Consider the following 15,510-nt stretch of genomic DNA (forward strand, 5'->3'; position numbering starts at 1 on the left):
TCGTGGTTATCCCAGACCTATGGGCAGGTTCTTTACGTGTTACTCACCCGTCCGCCGCTCATTCCGCCGTCGTCCCCCCGGAGGGTTCAGAACGGCTTCCTGCGCTCGACTTGCATGTATTAGGCACGCCGCCAGCGTTCGTCCTGAGCCAGGATCAAACTCTCCAAAGAATTTGATATAGCTCTTAAATTGACGAAGCTTGCGCTTCATTCAAAAATGGTAAAACTTATTTTTGCCTCATCGTTCAGTTTTCAAAGACCAATCGTTGTCGTGTTAGCGACTTTTTAATAATAGCGATTTGACTTGTGAAAGTCAACTACTTTTTATTATTTTTTTCGCTTTCTGATTATTGTTTCGTGAACAACATCAGCGACGTTTATTAATATATCAGCATCCTAAAAAACCGTCAACTGTTTTTCTAAAAAAACTTTATTTTTTTCTATTAACATCACTAAATGAAAAAAAACAGTCGTGGATCAACCCCCTGACAAGGAGTAATCCACGACCGCTCGATCGTTAGGATGACTTAGAAGACATCTGCTTTTTTGTTTTCTTCTTCGCTGTTTCCGAAGAAGTCGGCTCTGCAACTTGTCCAGTCTGTTGGAAACGATGAAGCATCAATACTTGATAGGCGTTCGCAAACACGAGTGTCGCGAGTGCTGGCCAAAGTAATGGGATTTCATCAGTTGTTTGAAGCGCTGGAATCCATTCGATTAACGTAATCACCGTCATCAAGAAGAGTGTCGGAATGAAAGCACTCATATTCGTTTGTTTCGCCTTACTTACAGCAACTACCCAAGCGACAATTAATAGCACAGCCATCTCACCGATATAACGCCACATATGATCGTTCCCAAATGCGAGCATTCGTAAATAAACGGCATCAAAGATTGCGAAAGCAATCAGCAATACTTGAACACGATTCCATAGACGTGGTCCTCTAAACAAGTCGAGACCGACTCGGTGGATGATTAGGTAGGCGAAGAAGCCCATCATGCTGATCCCGGTCCATGTACTCGAGTAACTGAGTGCCGTGACAATTGCCTCCCAGGACTGACTGACCAAATAACCCGGGTTCGCCAATAAATTCATCAGGAACCCAAACAACGTCCCAAACACGAGCGTTGTCCAAAACAAACGTAAAAAACCTTGTACTTTCATCTCTCACCGATTCACCCTTCTATTTGTTGAATGACTGCTTGCGCCAACTCATCATACGTATGCTCAAACGGATGCCCATCACGATACACAGATGGTGCAAAGTCTTCTTCGTTGTCATACGGTTGACCGAGTGGGATTTGAGCGAGGAGTTTACTCTTCAGTGCTTCTGAGAGTTTTTCTCCACCACCATACCCAAATACGTATTCTTTCTCGCCTGTGACCTTACTTTCGAAGTAAGCCATGTTCTCAATGATGCCTAACACTTTATGGTTCGTTTTAATCGCCATTGCTCCTGCACGGGCAGCAACGAAGGCTGCTGTAGCGTGAGGTGTCGTCACAATCAACTCTTGACATGATGGGAGCATAGAGTGGATATCGAGCGCGACATCTCCTGTTCCTGGTGGTAAGTCGAGCAATAGATAGTCAAGGTCTCCCCACTCCACATCATTAAAGAAGTTGTTGAGCATCTTCCCGAGCATCGGTCCGCGCCAGATAACAGGTGCATTATCTTCAACAAAGAAGCCCATCGAGATGACTTTTACACCAAATCGCTCAACTGGAATGATTTTTTCTCCACGAACGACTGGACGTTCTTCGATTCCGAGCATATCTGGGACACTGAAACCGTAAATGTCCGCGTCGATCAATCCAACTTTCTTCCCAGCACGTGCAAGCGCAACCGCTAAGTTGACGGATACTGTCGACTTCCCTACGCCACCTTTACCTGAAGCGATCGCGATAAATGTCGTTCCTGAATTCTCACGAAGGATTGCTGGCTTCGTTGCCTCCTTCAAACTTTCATCGTTCAATGCTTCAAAGCGAAGCCCGACCGTCTTAAAGCCTTTCCCCTTGAGCAATGTGACGATCTCTTGTTGTAACTGAAGCTGTTCCCCGCTCCCTGTTTGTCCGAGTGCCACTTTTACACTGACGTAATCTTCTTTAATGCGGATGTCTTTGACTCCCGCTGTATCTCCAAGCGTTCGGTTGATCGTTGGATCAACGAGCCCCGCCAATTCCTCGCGTACTTGCTCTACTGTAAGCATATCGCTTCCCCCTTATAACTGTTTCGATATCAGTATATCAAAAAAAGCGTTTTCTTGACGGCTTTGGAATCGACTAATTCAAACAAAAAACTCTCCACCCGAAAGGATGGAGAGTTCGAACCACTTCGCGAAGATTAACGCTTCGAGAATTGTGGTGCGCGACGTGCTGCTTTAAGACCGTATTTTTTACGTTCTTTCATACGAGCGTCACGAGTTAAGAAGCCTTTTTCTTTGAGGCTTGGACGGAATTCTGGGTCCGCTTGAAGAAGCGCACGTGATACGCCGTGGCGAATCGCTCCAGCTTGTCCAGTGTATCCACCACCGTTAACGTTAACGATTACATCGTATTTACCTTCTGTTTCAGTCAATACGAGTGGTGATTTAGCCATCATGATCAAAGTCTCATGACCGAAGTATTCTGAGATATCGCGGCCATTTACAACAACTTTACCGTCACCTGCAACGAGGTGAACGCGAGCCACCGAGTGTTTGCGGCGGCCTGTTCCGTAGTAACGTACATCTGCCATCGTTTAGTTCCTCCCTGTGTCTCGATTAACCGCGAAGTTCGTAAACTTCTGGTTTTTGTGCTTCATGCTTGTGTTCAGTTCCAGCGTAAACGTGGAGTTTGTTGAATTGTTGACGACCGAGTGATCCTTTTGGAAGCATCCCTTTGATCGCGAGTTCAAGCATACGCTCTGGACGTTTTGCGAGAAGCTCTTTTGCAGTTTGTGATTTCAAACCGCCTGGATGACCTGAATGACGGTAGTAGATCTTGTCATTCAATTTGTTACCAGTCAATTTGATTTTCTCAGCGTTGATGATGATGACGTGGTCTCCGCAATCAACGTGTGGTGTGAAAGTCGGCTTGTGCTTACCGCGAAGAAGTGATGCTACTTCACTAGTCAAACGACCGAGTGTTTTGCCTTCTGCGTCGATAAGGAGCCATTTGCGTTCTACTTCAGATGCTTTAGCCATGAATGTTGTGCGCATGTGGAATACCTCCTAAAATGTCTGTTCACTTAATTTTTTTGATGCTTTATCATAATCCTAGTTTACGGGGCTAAGATTGTGGTTCATCTCTAAATGTGAAAATGAAATGCCAATGAATATAATACGATTTTATAGAGGGAATGTCAATCTACTTTTTCATAATTCACATTCCATAAATACAAACCGTGTGGGGGCGCGGTAATCCCCGCCATACGGCGGTCTTTCGCTTCCAGCATTTCGGTGATGTCAGCCGGCTTATATTTGCCTCTCCCTACCTCAATGACCGTCCCTACCATGATGCGTACTTGGTTATATAAGAAACCAGAACCGACGAAACAGAATACGATCTCATCCCCCATTTCGAGCACTTCTGCTTCAAAGATGGTACGGACGCGGTCCTCGACTTCCGCCTTTGTCACAGAGAACGATGTAAAGTCGTGGGTGCCGACTAGCCGCTCCATCGCCTCACGCATTCGATCAAGGCTAAGGTCATACGTCACCGTGGCAGCATAGTGCCTTCTGAATGGATCCTCGGTCTTACGGATATGATAGCGATACTCTTTTCGCTTCGCCCCATATCGAGCATGGAACCCAGGATCCGCTTCTTCTGCTTGTTTGACGAGGATGTCGTCCGGCAACATCGCGTTCAACGCTTTGACAAACCGCTCCGCCGGCATCTGTAACGAAGTGTCAAAATGAATCACTTGTCCTAAGGCATGGACACGAGCGTCTGTACGACCTGAGGCGACAATTTTGACGGGATGGCGATGCATTCGTGTGAGAACTGCCTCGATCTCCGCTTGAATCGTATTCCCATTTGGCTGTACTTGATATCCCGCGTAGTGTGTCCCGTCATAGGCAACTGTCAGTTTAATCCGTCTCATCCAATCCCTCTCAATCCGAACAATATGAGTGATAACGCGACAAAAATCAGCAGTACTGCTGTATCACGCGTCTGCCACTCCATCTCACGCAACCTCGTCCGTCCTTCACCCCCACGATACCCGCGAGCCTCCATCGCCGTAGCGAGGTCCTCAGCGCGCTTAAACGCCGAGATGAACAATGGAATTAATAAAGGGATGACTCCTTTTAAACGAGACTTCCATGGACCGCTCATCAAATCAACCCCTCGTGCTTGCTGGGCTTTCATGATTCGGTCTGTCTCGTCTGCAAGAGTTGGTAAGAAGCGAAGCGAGATCGATAACATCAAGGCAATTTCATGTGCCGGTACACGAATCCGCTCAAACGGTCGCAGACCCGCTTCAATCGAATCCGTCAACTCCATCGGTGTCGTCGTCAACGTGACGAGTGTCGTTAACATGACGAGATAGAAGAACCGGAGCGAGACGATCAGTCCCATCCGAATCCCTTCTGAGTAAATGGCAATCGGACCAAATTCAAAAAGGAGTGTCCCGTCACGATTAAATAATAACTGCAAGATCAACGTGAAGACGATCAAGAAAAGAATCATCCGCAACCCATTCCATAAATAACGCCACGATAGTTGTGATAGTTTCACCGCAAATAACGTGAACGCTAATAGAAACAAGTTCGTCCATAAGTTATCCGCTAAAAACACGACCGGGATAAATCCTAAAATAAAGAGTGTCTTCGCACGTGCATCGAGTGAATGGAGCCAGGAATGACCCGGTATATATTGACCAATAATCATTCGGCTCCCCCTCTCAAGTGCTCTGCGATCCAATCCGCTAATTCGGCCTCCGTTCGTACGAGTGGAGTGACCGTTCCCCCAAAAACAGGCGCTAGATCACGGGCGAATCGGAGAACGTGCGGGATATCGAGCTGGAGACGACGTACGAGAGCTTCATCCTGAAACAACTCAAACGGATCGCCATCGAACGCTACCTGTCCACGCTCCATCACGACGACGCGTTCCGCGTAAGTGAGCACGTCATCCATATCGTGAGAAACAAGAATCAGCGTTAGATTCAGCTCTTCTCGTAATCGTTTAAATAATGCCAGCATATCTCGTCTGCCGATTGGATCAAGACCAGCTGTTGGTTCGTCGACGATGAGGACGTCGGGGCGGCTCGCTAAGACGCCCGCAATTGCGACGCGACGCATTTGCCCCCCGGAAAGGTCAAATGGAGAACGGTCCCATAGTGATTCATCTAAACCGACGAGACGAAGTGCCTCATGGGCACGCTCTTTTGCTTCGGCATCTGTCGCGCCAAAGTTGCGCGGACCGAACATGACGTCGCGTTCGACCGTCTCTTCAAACAATTGGTGCTCAGGATATTGAAAGACGAGCCCAACGCGACGCCGAAGCGGCAAGAGATTTTGTTTTTTATCACGACGCGTTCGAATCGGTGTGACCGTGATATCATCGACCACGACACGTCCATCAGTCGGTCGTAATAACCCGTTCATATGTTGAACGAGCGTTGATTTCCCAGAGCCCGTATGCCCAAGAAACGCAACAAGCGCTCCCGACGGAATGGTTACATTCACATCGCGCAGCGCGGTTCGTTCAAACGGAGTATTCATTTGATATTGATATGTTACTTCTTCAATGCGTATCGGCATAGATGGTTCACCAACTCCGAATGTTGTAGCATCAGACGATCGAGTGGAATGCCACGTGCCTTCAGTTCGAGTTGCATCCGGACAATGAACGGGACATCCAATTGAATGTCACGAAGCGTATCGGGATGTTGAAACACGTCTTCAGGTGTACCCGTCATCGCAATCTTACCTTTCGATAATGCAATGATACGGTCGGCAAACAACACTTCGTCGAGCTCGTGTGTAATGGCGACAACGGTCATCCCTTCTGAGACGAGTTGTCTTACCGTTTGTAATACCTCTTGTCGCCCAATTGGGTCGAGCATCGAGGTCGCTTCATCGAGCACGAGGACACGCGGGCGCATTGCGAGAGCCGCAGCTATCGCAACGCGCTGCTTTTGTCCACCGGATAACTGATGCGGTTCACGGTCCGCTAGTTCCGATAATCCAACGCGCGCTAGACTGTCATCAATTCGACGAACCATTTCTTGACGTGGAAGTCCCATGTTTTCGAGAGAAAATGCCACATCATCGCGCACGGTCGCCCCGACAAATTGATTGTCGGGATTTTGAAAGACGACCCCGATCCGCGTTCGAACGTCCCACACGTCTGCGGCGTTCGATGGATCGAGTGTCTCGACGCGGACTTCCCCCTGTTCAGGAATAAGAAGTCCGTTCCACAACTTCGTCAGTGTCGACTTACCAGAACCATTATGGCCGACAATCGCAAGCCATTCCCCTTTATATACATCGAGCGACAGGCCGTTAAGTGCCGGCTCAGACTGTCCAGGGTAATGAAATACGACGTCCCGTACCATAATTTGCGATTCCATAGGTCGACTCCTTTCTGATGTGGAAACAGGGCAATACGTCACCGCATGCCCTGTTGACTGCCTAATGAATTAGACGAGTTCGATGATTACAACTTCTGCACCATCACCGCGGCGTGGGCCGACTTTCATGATGCGCGTGTATCCACCTTGACGTTCAGCGTAGCGTGGAGCCACGTCTTCGAACAATTTTTGGATTGCGTCTTTTTCTCCAGCGTTCTCCTTACGAACGAATGAAGCTACTTGACGACGGGCATGAAGATCGCCACGTTTCCCAAGAGTGATCAATTTTTCAACGACTGGGCGAAGTTCTTTCGCTTTTTGTTCAGTTGTTTGAATGCGCTCGTTGATGATTAGGTCAGTTGCAAGATCACGCAAAAGCGCCTTGCGTTGCGAGCTTGTACGGCCAAGTTTCGAATAAGCCATTACATTTCCCTCCTTCGGTTGAACTTAGTCTTCTTTACGCAAGCCCAAACCGAGTTCGTCCAACTTGTGTTGAACTTCTTCGAGTGATTTACGTCCGAGGTTACGAACTTTCATCATCTCTTCCTCTGATTTGTTTGCGAGTTCTTGAACAGTGTTGATGCCAGCGCGCTTCAAGCAGTTGTACGAACGAACTGAGAGATCGAGTTCTTCAATCGTCATTTCGAGTACTTTTTCTTTTTGGTCTTCTTCTTTCTCGACCATGATTTCTGCGTTGAGAGCCTCATCTGTCAAACCAACGAAGATGTTCAAGTGTTCAGTCAAAATTTTTGCTCCTAATGATACAGCTTCTTCCGGACGAATTGAACCATCTGTCCACACGTCTAATAAAAGCTTATCAAAGCTAGCGTCTTGACCGACACGTGTTTTATCTACTTCGTAGTTCACGCGTTGAATCGGTGTATAGATCGAATCGATTGGAATGACCCCAATCGGCATATCATCACGTTTGTTATCTTCTGCCTGGACGTAACCACGACCACGGCGAGCAGTCAAACGCATGCGAAGCGTCGCATTGTCAGCGAGAGTCGCGATGTGGAGCTCAGGATTCAAGATTTCAACGTCGCTATCATGGGTAATGTCTGCCGCAGTGACAGCACCGGCACTTGAAACGTTAATCTCAAGCGTTTTCTCTTCTTCCGAGTACACTTTGAGTGCTAACTTCTTGAGGTTTAGTACGATTTGAGTAACGTCTTCGACGACACCGTCAATCGTAGAGAACTCGTGAAGCACGCCATCGATTTGAACCGCTGTTACCGCTGCACCTGGGAGCGATGACAATAGAATTCGACGTAGTGAGTTACCGAGAGTAGTGCCATATCCACGTTCAAGCGGTTCTACTACGAATTTACCAAACGTAGCGTCCTCGCTGATTTCGACCGTTTCGATCTTTGGTTTTTCAATCTCGATCATCTGAACCCCTCCTTGAGTATATCCTGCCGTGCAGTTTGAACTGCTAAAGTATAAGCTGTCGTGCTAGGTAAACCCCTCACACGCTCAAGCGATTATACGCGGCGACGTTTCGGAGGGCGGCAACCGTTGTGCGGAACTGGAGTTACGTCACGGATTGCAGTAACTTCGAGACCAGTAGCTTGGAGCGCACGGATAGCCGCTTCACGTCCAGCACCAGGACCTTTAACGTTAACTTCTACTGTACGCATACCGTTGTCCATTGCAACTTTCGCTGCAGTTTCAGCAGCCATTTGTGCTGCGAACGGAGTCGATTTACGTGATCCTTTAAATCCAAGGTTACCAGAAGTAGCCCATGAGATCGCGTTACCTTGCGTGTCAGTGATTGTAATGATTGTGTTGTTGAATGTAGAACGGATGTGTACCACACCGACTTCAACATGTTTTTTAACTTTACGTTTAGAACGTACGTTTTGCTTACGTTTCGCCATTGTTCAATTCCCTCCTTTACTTCTTCTTGTTCGCTACTGTACGGCGTGGGCCTTTACGAGTACGCGAGTTGTTCTTCGTGTTTTGACCGCGAACAGGGAGACTACGGCGATGACGGATACCGCGGTATGCGCCGATCTCGATCAAACGTTTGATGTTAAGTGAAACTTCACGACGAAGGTCACCTTCAACTTTGATTCCGTCAATTGCTTCACGGATACGGTTGAGTTCATCTTCAGTAAGGTCGCGTGTGCGTGTCTCTTCAGAAACGTTAGCAGCCTTCAAAATTTCTTGTGCTTTTGTTTTACCAATACCATAGATGTATGTGAGCGAAATAACGATACGTTTTTCGCGTGGAATATCTACACCAGCAATACGTGCCATGTGTGCACCTCCTCTGAAATTAACCTTGTTTTTGTTTGTGTTTCGGGTTTTCGCAAATTACCATTACTTTACCCTTACGGCGAATAACTTTACATTTTTCGCAAATCGGTTTTACCGACGGTCTTACTTTCATGAGTATACCCTCCTCCTGGAAAAATCGGAGTTACTTATAACGGTACGTAATCCGCCCGCGAGTCAAGTCGTATGGAGACAACTCAACAGTTACGCGGTCACCTGGAAGGATCCGAATGTAGTGCATCCGAATTTTCCCTGAGACGTGCGCGAGCACCGTGTGGCCGTTTTCTAACTCCACTTTAAACATTGCGTTCGGAAGTGGTTCGACAACAGTGCCTTCCACTTCAATGACATCTTGTTTCGCCATCATTTATTCCCCTTTCTATATGAAGATCTTTAGGAGCACAGACGATCTATTGCCATCTACTGTGAGAGAAGGATCCAGAATGGATCAGTATGAAACAATAGAGCCTCATTCACCGGAATCGAGTTTCGTTAAAATCTCGTATCCATCGTCTGTGATGGCGATGGTGTGCTCAAAGTGGGCGCACATGCTACCGTCCACTGTGACAACTGTCCAGTTATCAGCCAGTGTTCGAACATAGCGTTGACCAGCATTAACCATTGGTTCAATAGCTAACGTCATCCCAGTCTTCAGGCGCGGCCCTTTCCCCGGTGGACCATAGTGTGGAATTTGCGGTTCTTCATGCAAATTTTGTCCAACACCATGACCGACGTATTCGCGGACGACAGAGAAATCGTGTGATTCAACATATGCTTGAATCGCATGAGAAATATCTGTCAATCGCCCTCCAGCCTTGGCGTGCTCCAATCCTTTATACAGACTTTCTTCGGTTACGTCAAGTAGCCGCTGTGTCTCTTCTGAGATTGTTCCCACTGGATAAGTCCAAGCGGAATCTCCATGGTATCCATTATAGTAGGCACCGATGTCGATGGAGATAATATCTCCATCTTTCAATACCCGTTTTCCTGGAATGCCATGAACAAGCTCTTCATTCACCGAAGCGCAAACACTACCGGTAAAACCGTTATAGCCTTTAAACGATGGCGTCGCACCTTGGCTGCGAATGTAATCTTCCGCAATCTGGTCGAGCTCAAGCGTCGTGATTCCTGGTTTTATGTGCTGTTTGAGCACCTGGTGCGTTCGAGCAACAATTTGCCCAGCCTCACGCATAATCGCAATTTCACGAGGCGTCTTCGTGATGATCATTCAGTATCACCGAGTAATGCTTTGACATCGGCATATACGACATCGATTGGACGATCTCCATCCAATGTACGAAGATACCCTTTTTCAGCGTAAAAGTCAATGAGTGGTTTCGATTGCTCGATGTTGACGTCAAGGCGACGGCGAACCGTTTCCTCTTTATCGTCTTCACGTTGCATGAGAGCCGACCCATCCACATCACAGATGCCTTCCACTTTTGGTGGGTTGAAGATCACGTGATATGTCGCACCACATGTTGGGCAGATCCAACGACCTGTCAAACGTGGAACGAGAATTTCCGCATCCACATCGATGTTGACGACGTGGTCAATCTGTTTCCCCAAATCTTTAAGCAAACTTTCGAGTGCCTCTGCTTGAGCAACAGTACGCGGGAATCCATCAAGTAAGAAACCTTTTTCAGTGTCATCTTGGCTAAGACGTTCGCGTACGATTCCGATTGTTACCTCATCCGGTACGAGTTCGCCTTTATCCATAAACGACTTGGCTTCTTTACCGAGTGGCGTTCCGCCTTTGATTGCCGCACGAAACATGTCGCCTGTCGAAATGTGAGGGATTTGGTACTCTTCTACGATTTTAGCAGCTTGAGTCCCTTTCCCAGCACCCGGTAAGCCCATGAGTACTAGATTCATCTCGGTTAGCCTCCAGTTTTGATTTTCACGAAGGGCTTGTAAACACGACAGGAAGGAAGGGTCAACCCTTCCTTCCGCTTTAACGGATAAAGCCTTTATAGTGTCGTTTTACAAGTTGACTCTCGATTTGTTTCATCGTTTCGAGGGCTACCCCGATGACGATCAATAAGCTCGTTCCTCCGATTTGAACGGAAGTTGGAAGACCGGCAAGCTTAATGAAGATTGTCGGCATGATCGCCACGAGCGATAAGAAAATCGCTCCGAAGAAAGTCAATCGATACAGCAACTTCGTGATGTACTGTTCTGTTTGCGCCCCAGGACGAATCCCAGGAATATAACCACCTTGCTTCTGCAGATTTTCTGCCATCTGCTCTGGGTTGACCTGAACAAATGTATAGAAGTAAGAGAACGCAATGATTAACGCAACGTAAATCGACATTCCGATTGGCGCCGTCGTGTCAAAGTACGTCTGTAATTTTTGCGTTGTCTCTGGAGAAGCAATGAAGCTTGCAACAGTTGGTGGTGTTACCATGAAGGAAATCGCGAAGATAACCGGGATAACACCTGCAGCGTTTAGTTTGATTGGCAAGTGCGTCGACTGACCGCCCACTGGGGTACGGTTTGCCGTGCGTTTTGCATATTGGATTGGAATTTTGCGTGCCGCTTGTTGAACATAAATGATCCCAACCGTCACAGCCAAAATAACAAGGGCCAATACAACCAAGTAAACGATGTTAATGAACAATGCATCTCCAGCGTTTTGGAGTTTTGTTTCATAAATCTGCGTAAAGATTCTTGGGAACCCAGCGACGATACCAGCGAAGATAATGATGGAAATACCATTCCCAACACCTTTCTCCGTTGTCATCTCACCAAGGAACATCAAGAACGCTGTACCCGCAGTGAGTACAATCGCGATCACAAAGTAAGTTGCCGTTCCCCATGTTTCATTGACGAGACCTGGGTAGAGGCGGTTAAATCCAAACGACAATGAAGTCGCTTGGACAAAGCCTAAGATGATCGTCCCATAGCGCGTGACCGTCGCTAACTTTTTACGGCCCGCCTCTCCTTGTTTTGCCCATTCGGCAAACTTTGGAACGACGTCCATTTGTAAAAGTTGCACAACGATCGATGCCGTAATGTACGGCATGATCCCCATTGCGAACAAGGAGAAGTTCTGTAAAGCATTTCCTCCAAACAAGTTCAAGAAGTCAAGAAGACCTCCTGAGTCAAAACGCAACACATCCGTATTCACCATCGGCACCGGGATATGAGCCCCGATGCGGAAAATGATGATGATTGCGAGTGTGAAGAGAATACGCTGTCGAATATCTTTCACGCGCCACATATTGGAGATCGTCTGAAACATCAGATCACCTCAACTGTACCGCCAGCTGCTTCGATTGCTTCTTTCGCTGCACCCGAGAACTTGTTGGCTTTTACAGTCAATTTAGTTTCAAGCTTGCCGTTAGCAAGGACCTTGATTCCGTCTTTAGCAGAGCTGACTACACCAGTCTCGATTAAGAGTTCTGGAGTAACTTCAGTACCTGCTTCGAAACGGTTAAGCGTGTCTAGGGAAACAACCGCGTACTCTTTACGAGTTGGGTTGTTGAAACCGCGTTTTGGAAGACGACGGTAAAGTGGGTTTTGTCCACCTTCGAATCCTGGACGAACGCCACCGCCCGAACGAGCTTTTTGACCTTTGTGTCCACGGCCAGAAGTTTTACCGTTACCGGTCGCCATACCGCGACCGACACGGTTACGTTCGTGACGTGAACCTGGAGTTGGCTTCAATTCATGGAGTTTCATAGTGGCACCTCCTTATTTATTAAAATCTTTATTATTCGTTGATTTCTTTTACAGTCACAAGGTGCGACACTTTATTGATCATACCGCGCATCGCGACGTTGTCTGGGACAACGACCGTTTGATGCATTTTGCGAAGACCGAGTGTACGTACAGTAACACGCTGACCTTCCGGACGACCAATTGTGCTGCGTGTGAGGGTGATTGCGAGTTTCGCCATGTCTAGTTCCCTCCCTTAGTTAAGAAGTTCTTCTACGCTTTTACCACGTAGTTTAGCAACTTCCTCTGCTTTTTTGAGCTCAGTCAAGCCCTGTACCGTCGCACGGACGATGTTGATCGGTGTGTTTGAACCTAACGATTTCGAAAGGATGTCACCTACACCTGCAAGTTCGAGCACCGCACGAACTGGACCACCAGCGATAACCCCAGTACCTTCAGAAGCTGGTTTCATGAATACACGACCTGCTCCGAATACTCCTGTGATTTCGTGTGGAATTGTTGTACCAACCATAGGTACTTGTACCATGTTTTTCTTAGCGGCTTCAATAGCCTTGCGAATCGCTTCTGGCACCTCTTGTGCCTTACCTGTACCGAAACCGACGTGACCATTTTTGTCACCTACGACTACGAGAGCAGCAAAACGGAAGCGGCGGCCACCTTTTACGACTTTCGCGACGCGGTTTACGGTAACAACGCGTTCTTCAAGTTGTTCCATGTTAACGTCTAACTGGCGCATCGAGTGTCCCCTCCTTTTTATTAGAATTTAAGACCTGCTTCACGAGCTGCTTCTGCAACAGCTTTGACGCGGCCATGATAGAGGTATCCACCACGGTCGAACACAACTGTGTCGATACCTTTCTCGAGTGCACGTTCTGCAGCAAGTTTACCAACAGCTTTCGCTGCTTCAACGTTACCGCCATTTGTAAGATCGAGAGCTTTATCTTTCGAAGATGCAGACACAAGCGTTGTTTGTGCTGCGTCATCGATAAGTTGAACGTAAATGTGCTTGCTCGAACGGAATACGTTCAAACGTGGACGAGCTGCTGTCCCCGAGATCGTACGACGTACGCGAGCATGACGTTTTTTACGAACTGCATTTTTATCTGCCTTTGTGATCATTTATGCCACTCCTTTCCGTTCATTTCGTGACGAATTACTTACCAGTCTTACCTTCTTTACGGCGAATACGTTCATCAGAGTAACGAACACCTTTACCTTTGTAAGGTTCTGGAGCACGGTACGAGCGGATTTGAGCAGCAACGTGACCGACGCGCTCTTTGTTAATCCCTTTTACGATGATTTGCGTGTTTGAAGGAACTTCGATTTCGATACCTTCCTCAGCAACGTACTCGATTGGGTGCGAGTAGCCGAGGTTGAGGACGAGTTTGTTACCTTGCTTCGTAGCACGGTAACCAACCCCCGAGATCTCAAGTGTTTTTTGGAATCCGTTCGACACACCTTGTACCATGTTGGCAATAAGGGCACGTGTCGTACCGTGAATTGTGCGGCTTTCTTTCGATTCGTCTGGACGAACAACCGTCAATTCGTTCTCTTCAACTTTGATTTCCAATGCCGGGTTAGCTGAAAGCGAAAGTTCACCTTTAGCACCTTTTACTGTGACCGTGTTGTCATTAGCAACTGTTACAGTAACGCCAGCAGGAATCGTAACTGGTTTTTTACCAATACGTGACATTGATTACACCTCCGTTCTTGTTAGAAAAGTGACTTACCAGATGTAGGCGATCACTTCGCCGCCGACTTGTTGTTGGCGAGCTTCTTTATCAGTCATAAGACCTTTAGATGTCGAAAGAACTGCGATTCCGAGTCCTCCGAGTACTTTAGGCACTTCATCAGCTTTTGCGTATACGCGAAGACCTGGTTTCGAAATACGTTTGAGACCAGTGATTACACGTTCGTTGCTTGCTCCATATTTAAGGAAAAGACGAAGTGTACCTTGTTTAGCGTCCTCGATATATTCAACATCGCGAATGAAACCTTCACGCTTAAGGATTTCAGCGATCTCACGTTTAATGTTCGAAGCTGGAAGCTCCATTTTTTCATGGCGAACCATGTTAGCGTTACGGATACGTGTAAGCATATCTGCAATAGGGTCTGTCATTACCATGCGATGTACCTCCTTTCACACTGTTAGTGGATTACCAGCTTGCTTTTTTAACACCAGGGATTTGACCTTTGTATGCAAGATCACGGAACTTGATACGGCTGATCCCGAATTTACCCATGTAACCATGCGGACGACCTGTGATGCTGCAACGGTTGTGCAAGCGTACAGGTGACGAGTTACGTGGCAATTTGCTGAGTCCGATATAATCGCCTTCAGCTTTCAACTTCGCACGCTTTTCAGCGTACTGGGCAACGAGTTTCTCGCGTTTAAGTTCGCGATTCACCATTGACTTTTTAGCCATGTTGTCGACCTCCCTCTAGATTATTTTTGGAATGGCATACCGAGAAGTGTGAGCAATTCACGTGCTTCTTCGTCTGTGTTTGCTGTTGTAACAACAACGATGTCCATACCGCGTACTTTAGATACTTTATCGTAATCGATTTCAGGGAAAATAAGTTGCTCTTTCACGCCAAGCGTGTAGTTACCGCGTCCGTCGAATGCTTTCTTCGATACACCGCGGAAGTCACGTACACGTGGAAGTGAAACAGTTACCAATTTGTCGAGGAAATCGTACATACGCTCGCCACGAAGTGTAACCTTCGCACCGATTGGCATACCTTCACGAAGCTTGAAACCAGCGATTGATTTCTTCGCTTTCGTTACGAGTGGTTTTTGACCTGAAAGAATTGTTAATTCTTCAACTGCCATGTCAAGTGCTTTCGAGTTCGAAACAGCATCACCTACACCCATGTTGATGACGATCTTTTCGATTTTCGGTACTTGCATGACCGAGTCATAGTTGAATTTATCCATCATCGCTTTCACGATGTCGCTTTTATACTTCTCTTGCAAACGGTTCATAGTCGAATGG

25 protein-coding genes and 1 rRNA gene are annotated in these 15,510 nt (G+C 47.2%); all 26 read right to left on the reverse strand.

What is annotated here, in order from left to right; all coding sequences use genetic code 11:
• Positions 1-170: ribosomal RNA gene (locus ACQKD4_RS13955) — 16S ribosomal RNA — on the reverse strand; the annotation flags it as partial.
• Positions 171-516: 346 nt separating this feature from the next.
• On the reverse strand, positions 517-1,161 hold the full coding sequence (locus tag ACQKD4_RS13960) for a KinB-signaling pathway activation protein (protein ID WP_214697135.1): 645 nt from the start codon (positions 1,159-1,161) through the stop codon (positions 517-519).
• A gap of 11 nt (positions 1,162-1,172) precedes the next feature.
• Positions 1,173-2,204 carry a P-loop NTPase gene (locus ACQKD4_RS13965; RefSeq protein ID WP_074032486.1) on the reverse strand — a complete coding sequence of 344 codons (1,032 nt, stop codon included), beginning with the start codon at positions 2,202-2,204 and terminating at the stop codon, positions 1,173-1,175.
• A gap of 134 nt (positions 2,205-2,338) precedes the next feature.
• Entirely contained in the window at positions 2,339-2,731 is a 393-nt protein-coding gene (rpsI, locus tag ACQKD4_RS13970) for a 30S ribosomal protein S9 (protein ID WP_012727644.1), read from the reverse strand.
• Between the two features lie 25 nt (positions 2,732-2,756).
• Positions 2,757-3,194 carry a 50S ribosomal protein L13 gene (gene rplM, locus ACQKD4_RS13975; RefSeq protein WP_026824852.1) on the reverse strand — a complete coding sequence of 146 codons (438 nt, stop codon included), beginning with the start codon at positions 3,192-3,194 and terminating at the stop codon, positions 2,757-2,759.
• A 143-nt stretch (positions 3,195-3,337) separates the two neighbouring features.
• The gene (gene truA, locus ACQKD4_RS13980) at positions 3,338-4,078 is read right to left on the reverse strand and encodes a tRNA pseudouridine(38-40) synthase TruA (protein ID WP_427373802.1); all 741 of its coding nucleotides are present in this window, start codon (positions 4,076-4,078) and stop codon (positions 3,338-3,340) included.
• On the reverse strand, positions 4,075-4,866 hold the full coding sequence (locus tag ACQKD4_RS13985) for an energy-coupling factor transporter transmembrane component T family protein (protein WP_074032475.1): 792 nt from the start codon (positions 4,864-4,866) through the stop codon (positions 4,075-4,077). Before ACQKD4_RS13985 ends, truA begins: the two co-directional genes overlap by 4 nt.
• Positions 4,863-5,741 (reverse strand): energy-coupling factor transporter ATPase, encoded by an 879-nt coding sequence (locus tag ACQKD4_RS13990; protein ID WP_214697131.1) that lies wholly within the window; start codon positions 5,739-5,741, stop codon positions 4,863-4,865. Before ACQKD4_RS13990 ends, ACQKD4_RS13985 begins: the two co-directional genes overlap by 4 nt.
• Positions 5,717-6,553: an energy-coupling factor transporter ATPase gene (locus tag ACQKD4_RS13995; RefSeq protein WP_031421869.1), complete on the reverse strand. Its 837-nt coding sequence runs from the start codon at positions 6,551-6,553 to the stop codon at positions 5,717-5,719. Before ACQKD4_RS13995 ends, ACQKD4_RS13990 begins: the two co-directional genes overlap by 25 nt.
• A gap of 69 nt (positions 6,554-6,622) precedes the next feature.
• A complete protein-coding gene (rplQ, locus tag ACQKD4_RS14000; protein ID WP_012727650.1) occupies positions 6,623-6,976 on the reverse strand; it encodes a 50S ribosomal protein L17 in 354 nt (117 codons plus the stop codon).
• Positions 6,977-7,000: 24 nt separating this feature from the next.
• Complete coding sequence (locus ACQKD4_RS14005; RefSeq protein ID WP_012727651.1) at positions 7,001-7,945, reverse strand: DNA-directed RNA polymerase subunit alpha; 945 nt, start codon at positions 7,943-7,945, stop codon at positions 7,001-7,003.
• Positions 7,946-8,037: 92 nt separating this feature from the next.
• A complete protein-coding gene (gene rpsK / locus ACQKD4_RS14010) occupies positions 8,038-8,433 on the reverse strand; it encodes a 30S ribosomal protein S11 (protein WP_012727652.1) in 396 nt (131 codons plus the stop codon).
• A 16-nt stretch (positions 8,434-8,449) separates the two neighbouring features.
• The gene (gene rpsM, locus ACQKD4_RS14015) at positions 8,450-8,815 is read right to left on the reverse strand and encodes a 30S ribosomal protein S13 (protein ID WP_012727653.1); all 366 of its coding nucleotides are present in this window, start codon (positions 8,813-8,815) and stop codon (positions 8,450-8,452) included.
• Between the two features lie 19 nt (positions 8,816-8,834).
• Positions 8,835-8,948 carry a 50S ribosomal protein L36 gene (gene rpmJ, locus ACQKD4_RS14020; RefSeq protein WP_003156543.1) on the reverse strand — a complete coding sequence of 38 codons (114 nt, stop codon included), beginning with the start codon at positions 8,946-8,948 and terminating at the stop codon, positions 8,835-8,837.
• 30 nt (positions 8,949-8,978) lie between these two features.
• The gene (gene infA, locus ACQKD4_RS14025; protein WP_021066622.1) at positions 8,979-9,197 is read right to left on the reverse strand and encodes a translation initiation factor IF-1; all 219 of its coding nucleotides are present in this window, start codon (positions 9,195-9,197) and stop codon (positions 8,979-8,981) included.
• A gap of 105 nt (positions 9,198-9,302) precedes the next feature.
• A complete protein-coding gene (gene map / locus ACQKD4_RS14030) occupies positions 9,303-10,061 on the reverse strand; it encodes a type I methionyl aminopeptidase (protein WP_074032461.1) in 759 nt (252 codons plus the stop codon).
• Positions 10,058-10,708 (reverse strand): adenylate kinase, encoded by a 651-nt coding sequence (locus ACQKD4_RS14035; RefSeq protein ID WP_012727656.1) that lies wholly within the window; start codon positions 10,706-10,708, stop codon positions 10,058-10,060. Before ACQKD4_RS14035 ends, map begins: the two co-directional genes overlap by 4 nt.
• Positions 10,709-10,787: 79 nt before the next feature.
• Positions 10,788-12,077, reverse strand: a complete 1,290-nt coding sequence (gene secY / locus ACQKD4_RS14040; RefSeq protein WP_214697130.1) for a preprotein translocase subunit SecY — start codon at positions 12,075-12,077, stop codon at positions 10,788-10,790.
• Positions 12,077-12,517, reverse strand: a complete 441-nt coding sequence (rplO, locus tag ACQKD4_RS14045; protein ID WP_012727658.1) for a 50S ribosomal protein L15 — start codon at positions 12,515-12,517, stop codon at positions 12,077-12,079. The genes secY and rplO overlap by 1 nt, the downstream gene beginning before the upstream one ends.
• 31 nt (positions 12,518-12,548) lie before the next feature.
• Positions 12,549-12,734, reverse strand: a complete 186-nt coding sequence (gene rpmD, locus ACQKD4_RS14050) for a 50S ribosomal protein L30 (RefSeq protein ID WP_012727659.1) — start codon at positions 12,732-12,734, stop codon at positions 12,549-12,551.
• A 15-nt stretch (positions 12,735-12,749) separates the two neighbouring features.
• The gene (rpsE, locus tag ACQKD4_RS14055) at positions 12,750-13,250 is read right to left on the reverse strand and encodes a 30S ribosomal protein S5 (RefSeq protein WP_012727660.1); all 501 of its coding nucleotides are present in this window, start codon (positions 13,248-13,250) and stop codon (positions 12,750-12,752) included.
• Positions 13,251-13,270: 20 nt separating this feature from the next.
• Positions 13,271-13,633, reverse strand: coding sequence for a 50S ribosomal protein L18 (gene rplR / locus ACQKD4_RS14060; RefSeq protein WP_074032453.1), 363 nt, complete (start codon positions 13,631-13,633; stop codon positions 13,271-13,273).
• 34 nt (positions 13,634-13,667) lie between these two features.
• Positions 13,668-14,207: a 50S ribosomal protein L6 gene (gene rplF, locus ACQKD4_RS14065; protein ID WP_012727662.1), complete on the reverse strand. Its 540-nt coding sequence runs from the start codon at positions 14,205-14,207 to the stop codon at positions 13,668-13,670.
• A gap of 33 nt (positions 14,208-14,240) precedes the next feature.
• The gene (gene rpsH / locus ACQKD4_RS14070; protein WP_012727663.1) at positions 14,241-14,639 is read right to left on the reverse strand and encodes a 30S ribosomal protein S8; all 399 of its coding nucleotides are present in this window, start codon (positions 14,637-14,639) and stop codon (positions 14,241-14,243) included.
• 31 nt (positions 14,640-14,670) lie between these two features.
• Positions 14,671-14,940 (reverse strand): 30S ribosomal protein S14, encoded by a 270-nt coding sequence (rpsN, locus tag ACQKD4_RS14075; RefSeq protein WP_012727664.1) that lies wholly within the window; start codon positions 14,938-14,940, stop codon positions 14,671-14,673.
• A 20-nt stretch (positions 14,941-14,960) separates the two neighbouring features.
• Complete coding sequence (rplE, locus tag ACQKD4_RS14080) at positions 14,961-15,500, reverse strand: 50S ribosomal protein L5 (RefSeq protein ID WP_012727665.1); 540 nt, start codon at positions 15,498-15,500, stop codon at positions 14,961-14,963.
• Positions 15,501-15,510 lie beyond the last annotated feature (10 nt).

Source organism: Exiguobacterium sp. NPDC077395 (assembly GCF_050269125.1).
Classification (GTDB): Bacteria; Bacillota; Bacilli; order Exiguobacteriales; family Exiguobacteriaceae; genus Exiguobacterium; species Exiguobacterium aestuarii_A.

Coding starts and splice junctions, on each gene's coding strand:
- ACQKD4_RS13960 (WP_214697135.1), bottom strand. CDS start 1,161: ATGAAAGTACAAGGTTTTTTACGTTTGTTTTGGACAACGCTCGTGTTT.
- ACQKD4_RS13965 (WP_074032486.1), bottom strand. CDS start 2,204: ATGCTTACAGTAGAGCAAGTACGCGAGGAATTGGCGGGGCTCGTTGAT.
- rpsI (WP_012727644.1), bottom strand. CDS start 2,731: ATGGCAGATGTACGTTACTACGGAACAGGCCGCCGCAAACACTCGGTG.
- rplM (WP_026824852.1), bottom strand. CDS start 3,194: ATGCGCACAACATTCATGGCTAAAGCATCTGAAGTAGAACGCAAATGG.
- truA (WP_427373802.1), bottom strand. CDS start 4,078: ATGAGACGGATTAAACTGACAGTTGCCTATGACGGGACACACTACGCG.
- ACQKD4_RS13985 (WP_074032475.1), bottom strand. CDS start 4,866: ATGATTATTGGTCAATATATACCGGGTCATTCCTGGCTCCATTCACTC.
- ACQKD4_RS13990 (WP_214697131.1), bottom strand. CDS start 5,741: ATGCCGATACGCATTGAAGAAGTAACATATCAATATCAAATGAATACT.
- ACQKD4_RS13995 (WP_031421869.1), bottom strand. CDS start 6,553: ATGGAATCGCAAATTATGGTACGGGACGTCGTATTTCATTACCCTGGA.
- rplQ (WP_012727650.1), bottom strand. CDS start 6,976: ATGGCTTATTCGAAACTTGGCCGTACAAGCTCGCAACGCAAGGCGCTT.
- ACQKD4_RS14005 (WP_012727651.1), bottom strand. CDS start 7,945: ATGATCGAGATTGAAAAACCAAAGATCGAAACGGTCGAAATCAGCGAG.
- rpsK (WP_012727652.1), bottom strand. CDS start 8,433: ATGGCGAAACGTAAGCAAAACGTACGTTCTAAACGTAAAGTTAAAAAA.
- rpsM (WP_012727653.1), bottom strand. CDS start 8,815: ATGGCACGTATTGCTGGTGTAGATATTCCACGCGAAAAACGTATCGTT.
- rpmJ (WP_003156543.1), bottom strand. CDS start 8,948: ATGAAAGTAAGACCGTCGGTAAAACCGATTTGCGAAAAATGTAAAGTT.
- infA (WP_021066622.1), bottom strand. CDS start 9,197: ATGGCGAAACAAGATGTCATTGAAGTGGAAGGCACTGTTGTCGAACCA.
- map (WP_074032461.1), bottom strand. CDS start 10,061: ATGATCATCACGAAGACGCCTCGTGAAATTGCGATTATGCGTGAGGCT.
- ACQKD4_RS14035 (WP_012727656.1), bottom strand. CDS start 10,708: ATGAATCTAGTACTCATGGGCTTACCGGGTGCTGGGAAAGGGACTCAA.
- secY (WP_214697130.1), bottom strand. CDS start 12,077: ATGTTTCAGACGATCTCCAATATGTGGCGCGTGAAAGATATTCGACAG.
- rplO (WP_012727658.1), bottom strand. CDS start 12,517: ATGAAACTCCATGAATTGAAGCCAACTCCAGGTTCACGTCACGAACGT.
- rpmD (WP_012727659.1), bottom strand. CDS start 12,734: ATGGCGAAACTCGCAATCACCCTCACACGCAGCACAATTGGTCGTCCG.
- rpsE (WP_012727660.1), bottom strand. CDS start 13,250: ATGCGCCAGTTAGACGTTAACATGGAACAACTTGAAGAACGCGTTGTT.
- rplR (WP_074032453.1), bottom strand. CDS start 13,633: ATGATCACAAAGGCAGATAAAAATGCAGTTCGTAAAAAACGTCATGCT.
- rplF (WP_012727662.1), bottom strand. CDS start 14,207: ATGTCACGTATTGGTAAAAAACCAGTTACGATTCCTGCTGGCGTTACT.
- rpsH (WP_012727663.1), bottom strand. CDS start 14,639: ATGGTAATGACAGACCCTATTGCAGATATGCTTACACGTATCCGTAAC.
- rpsN (WP_012727664.1), bottom strand. CDS start 14,940: ATGGCTAAAAAGTCAATGGTGAATCGCGAACTTAAACGCGAGAAACTC.
- rplE (WP_012727665.1), bottom strand. CDS start 15,500: ATGAACCGTTTGCAAGAGAAGTATAAAAGCGACATCGTGAAAGCGATG.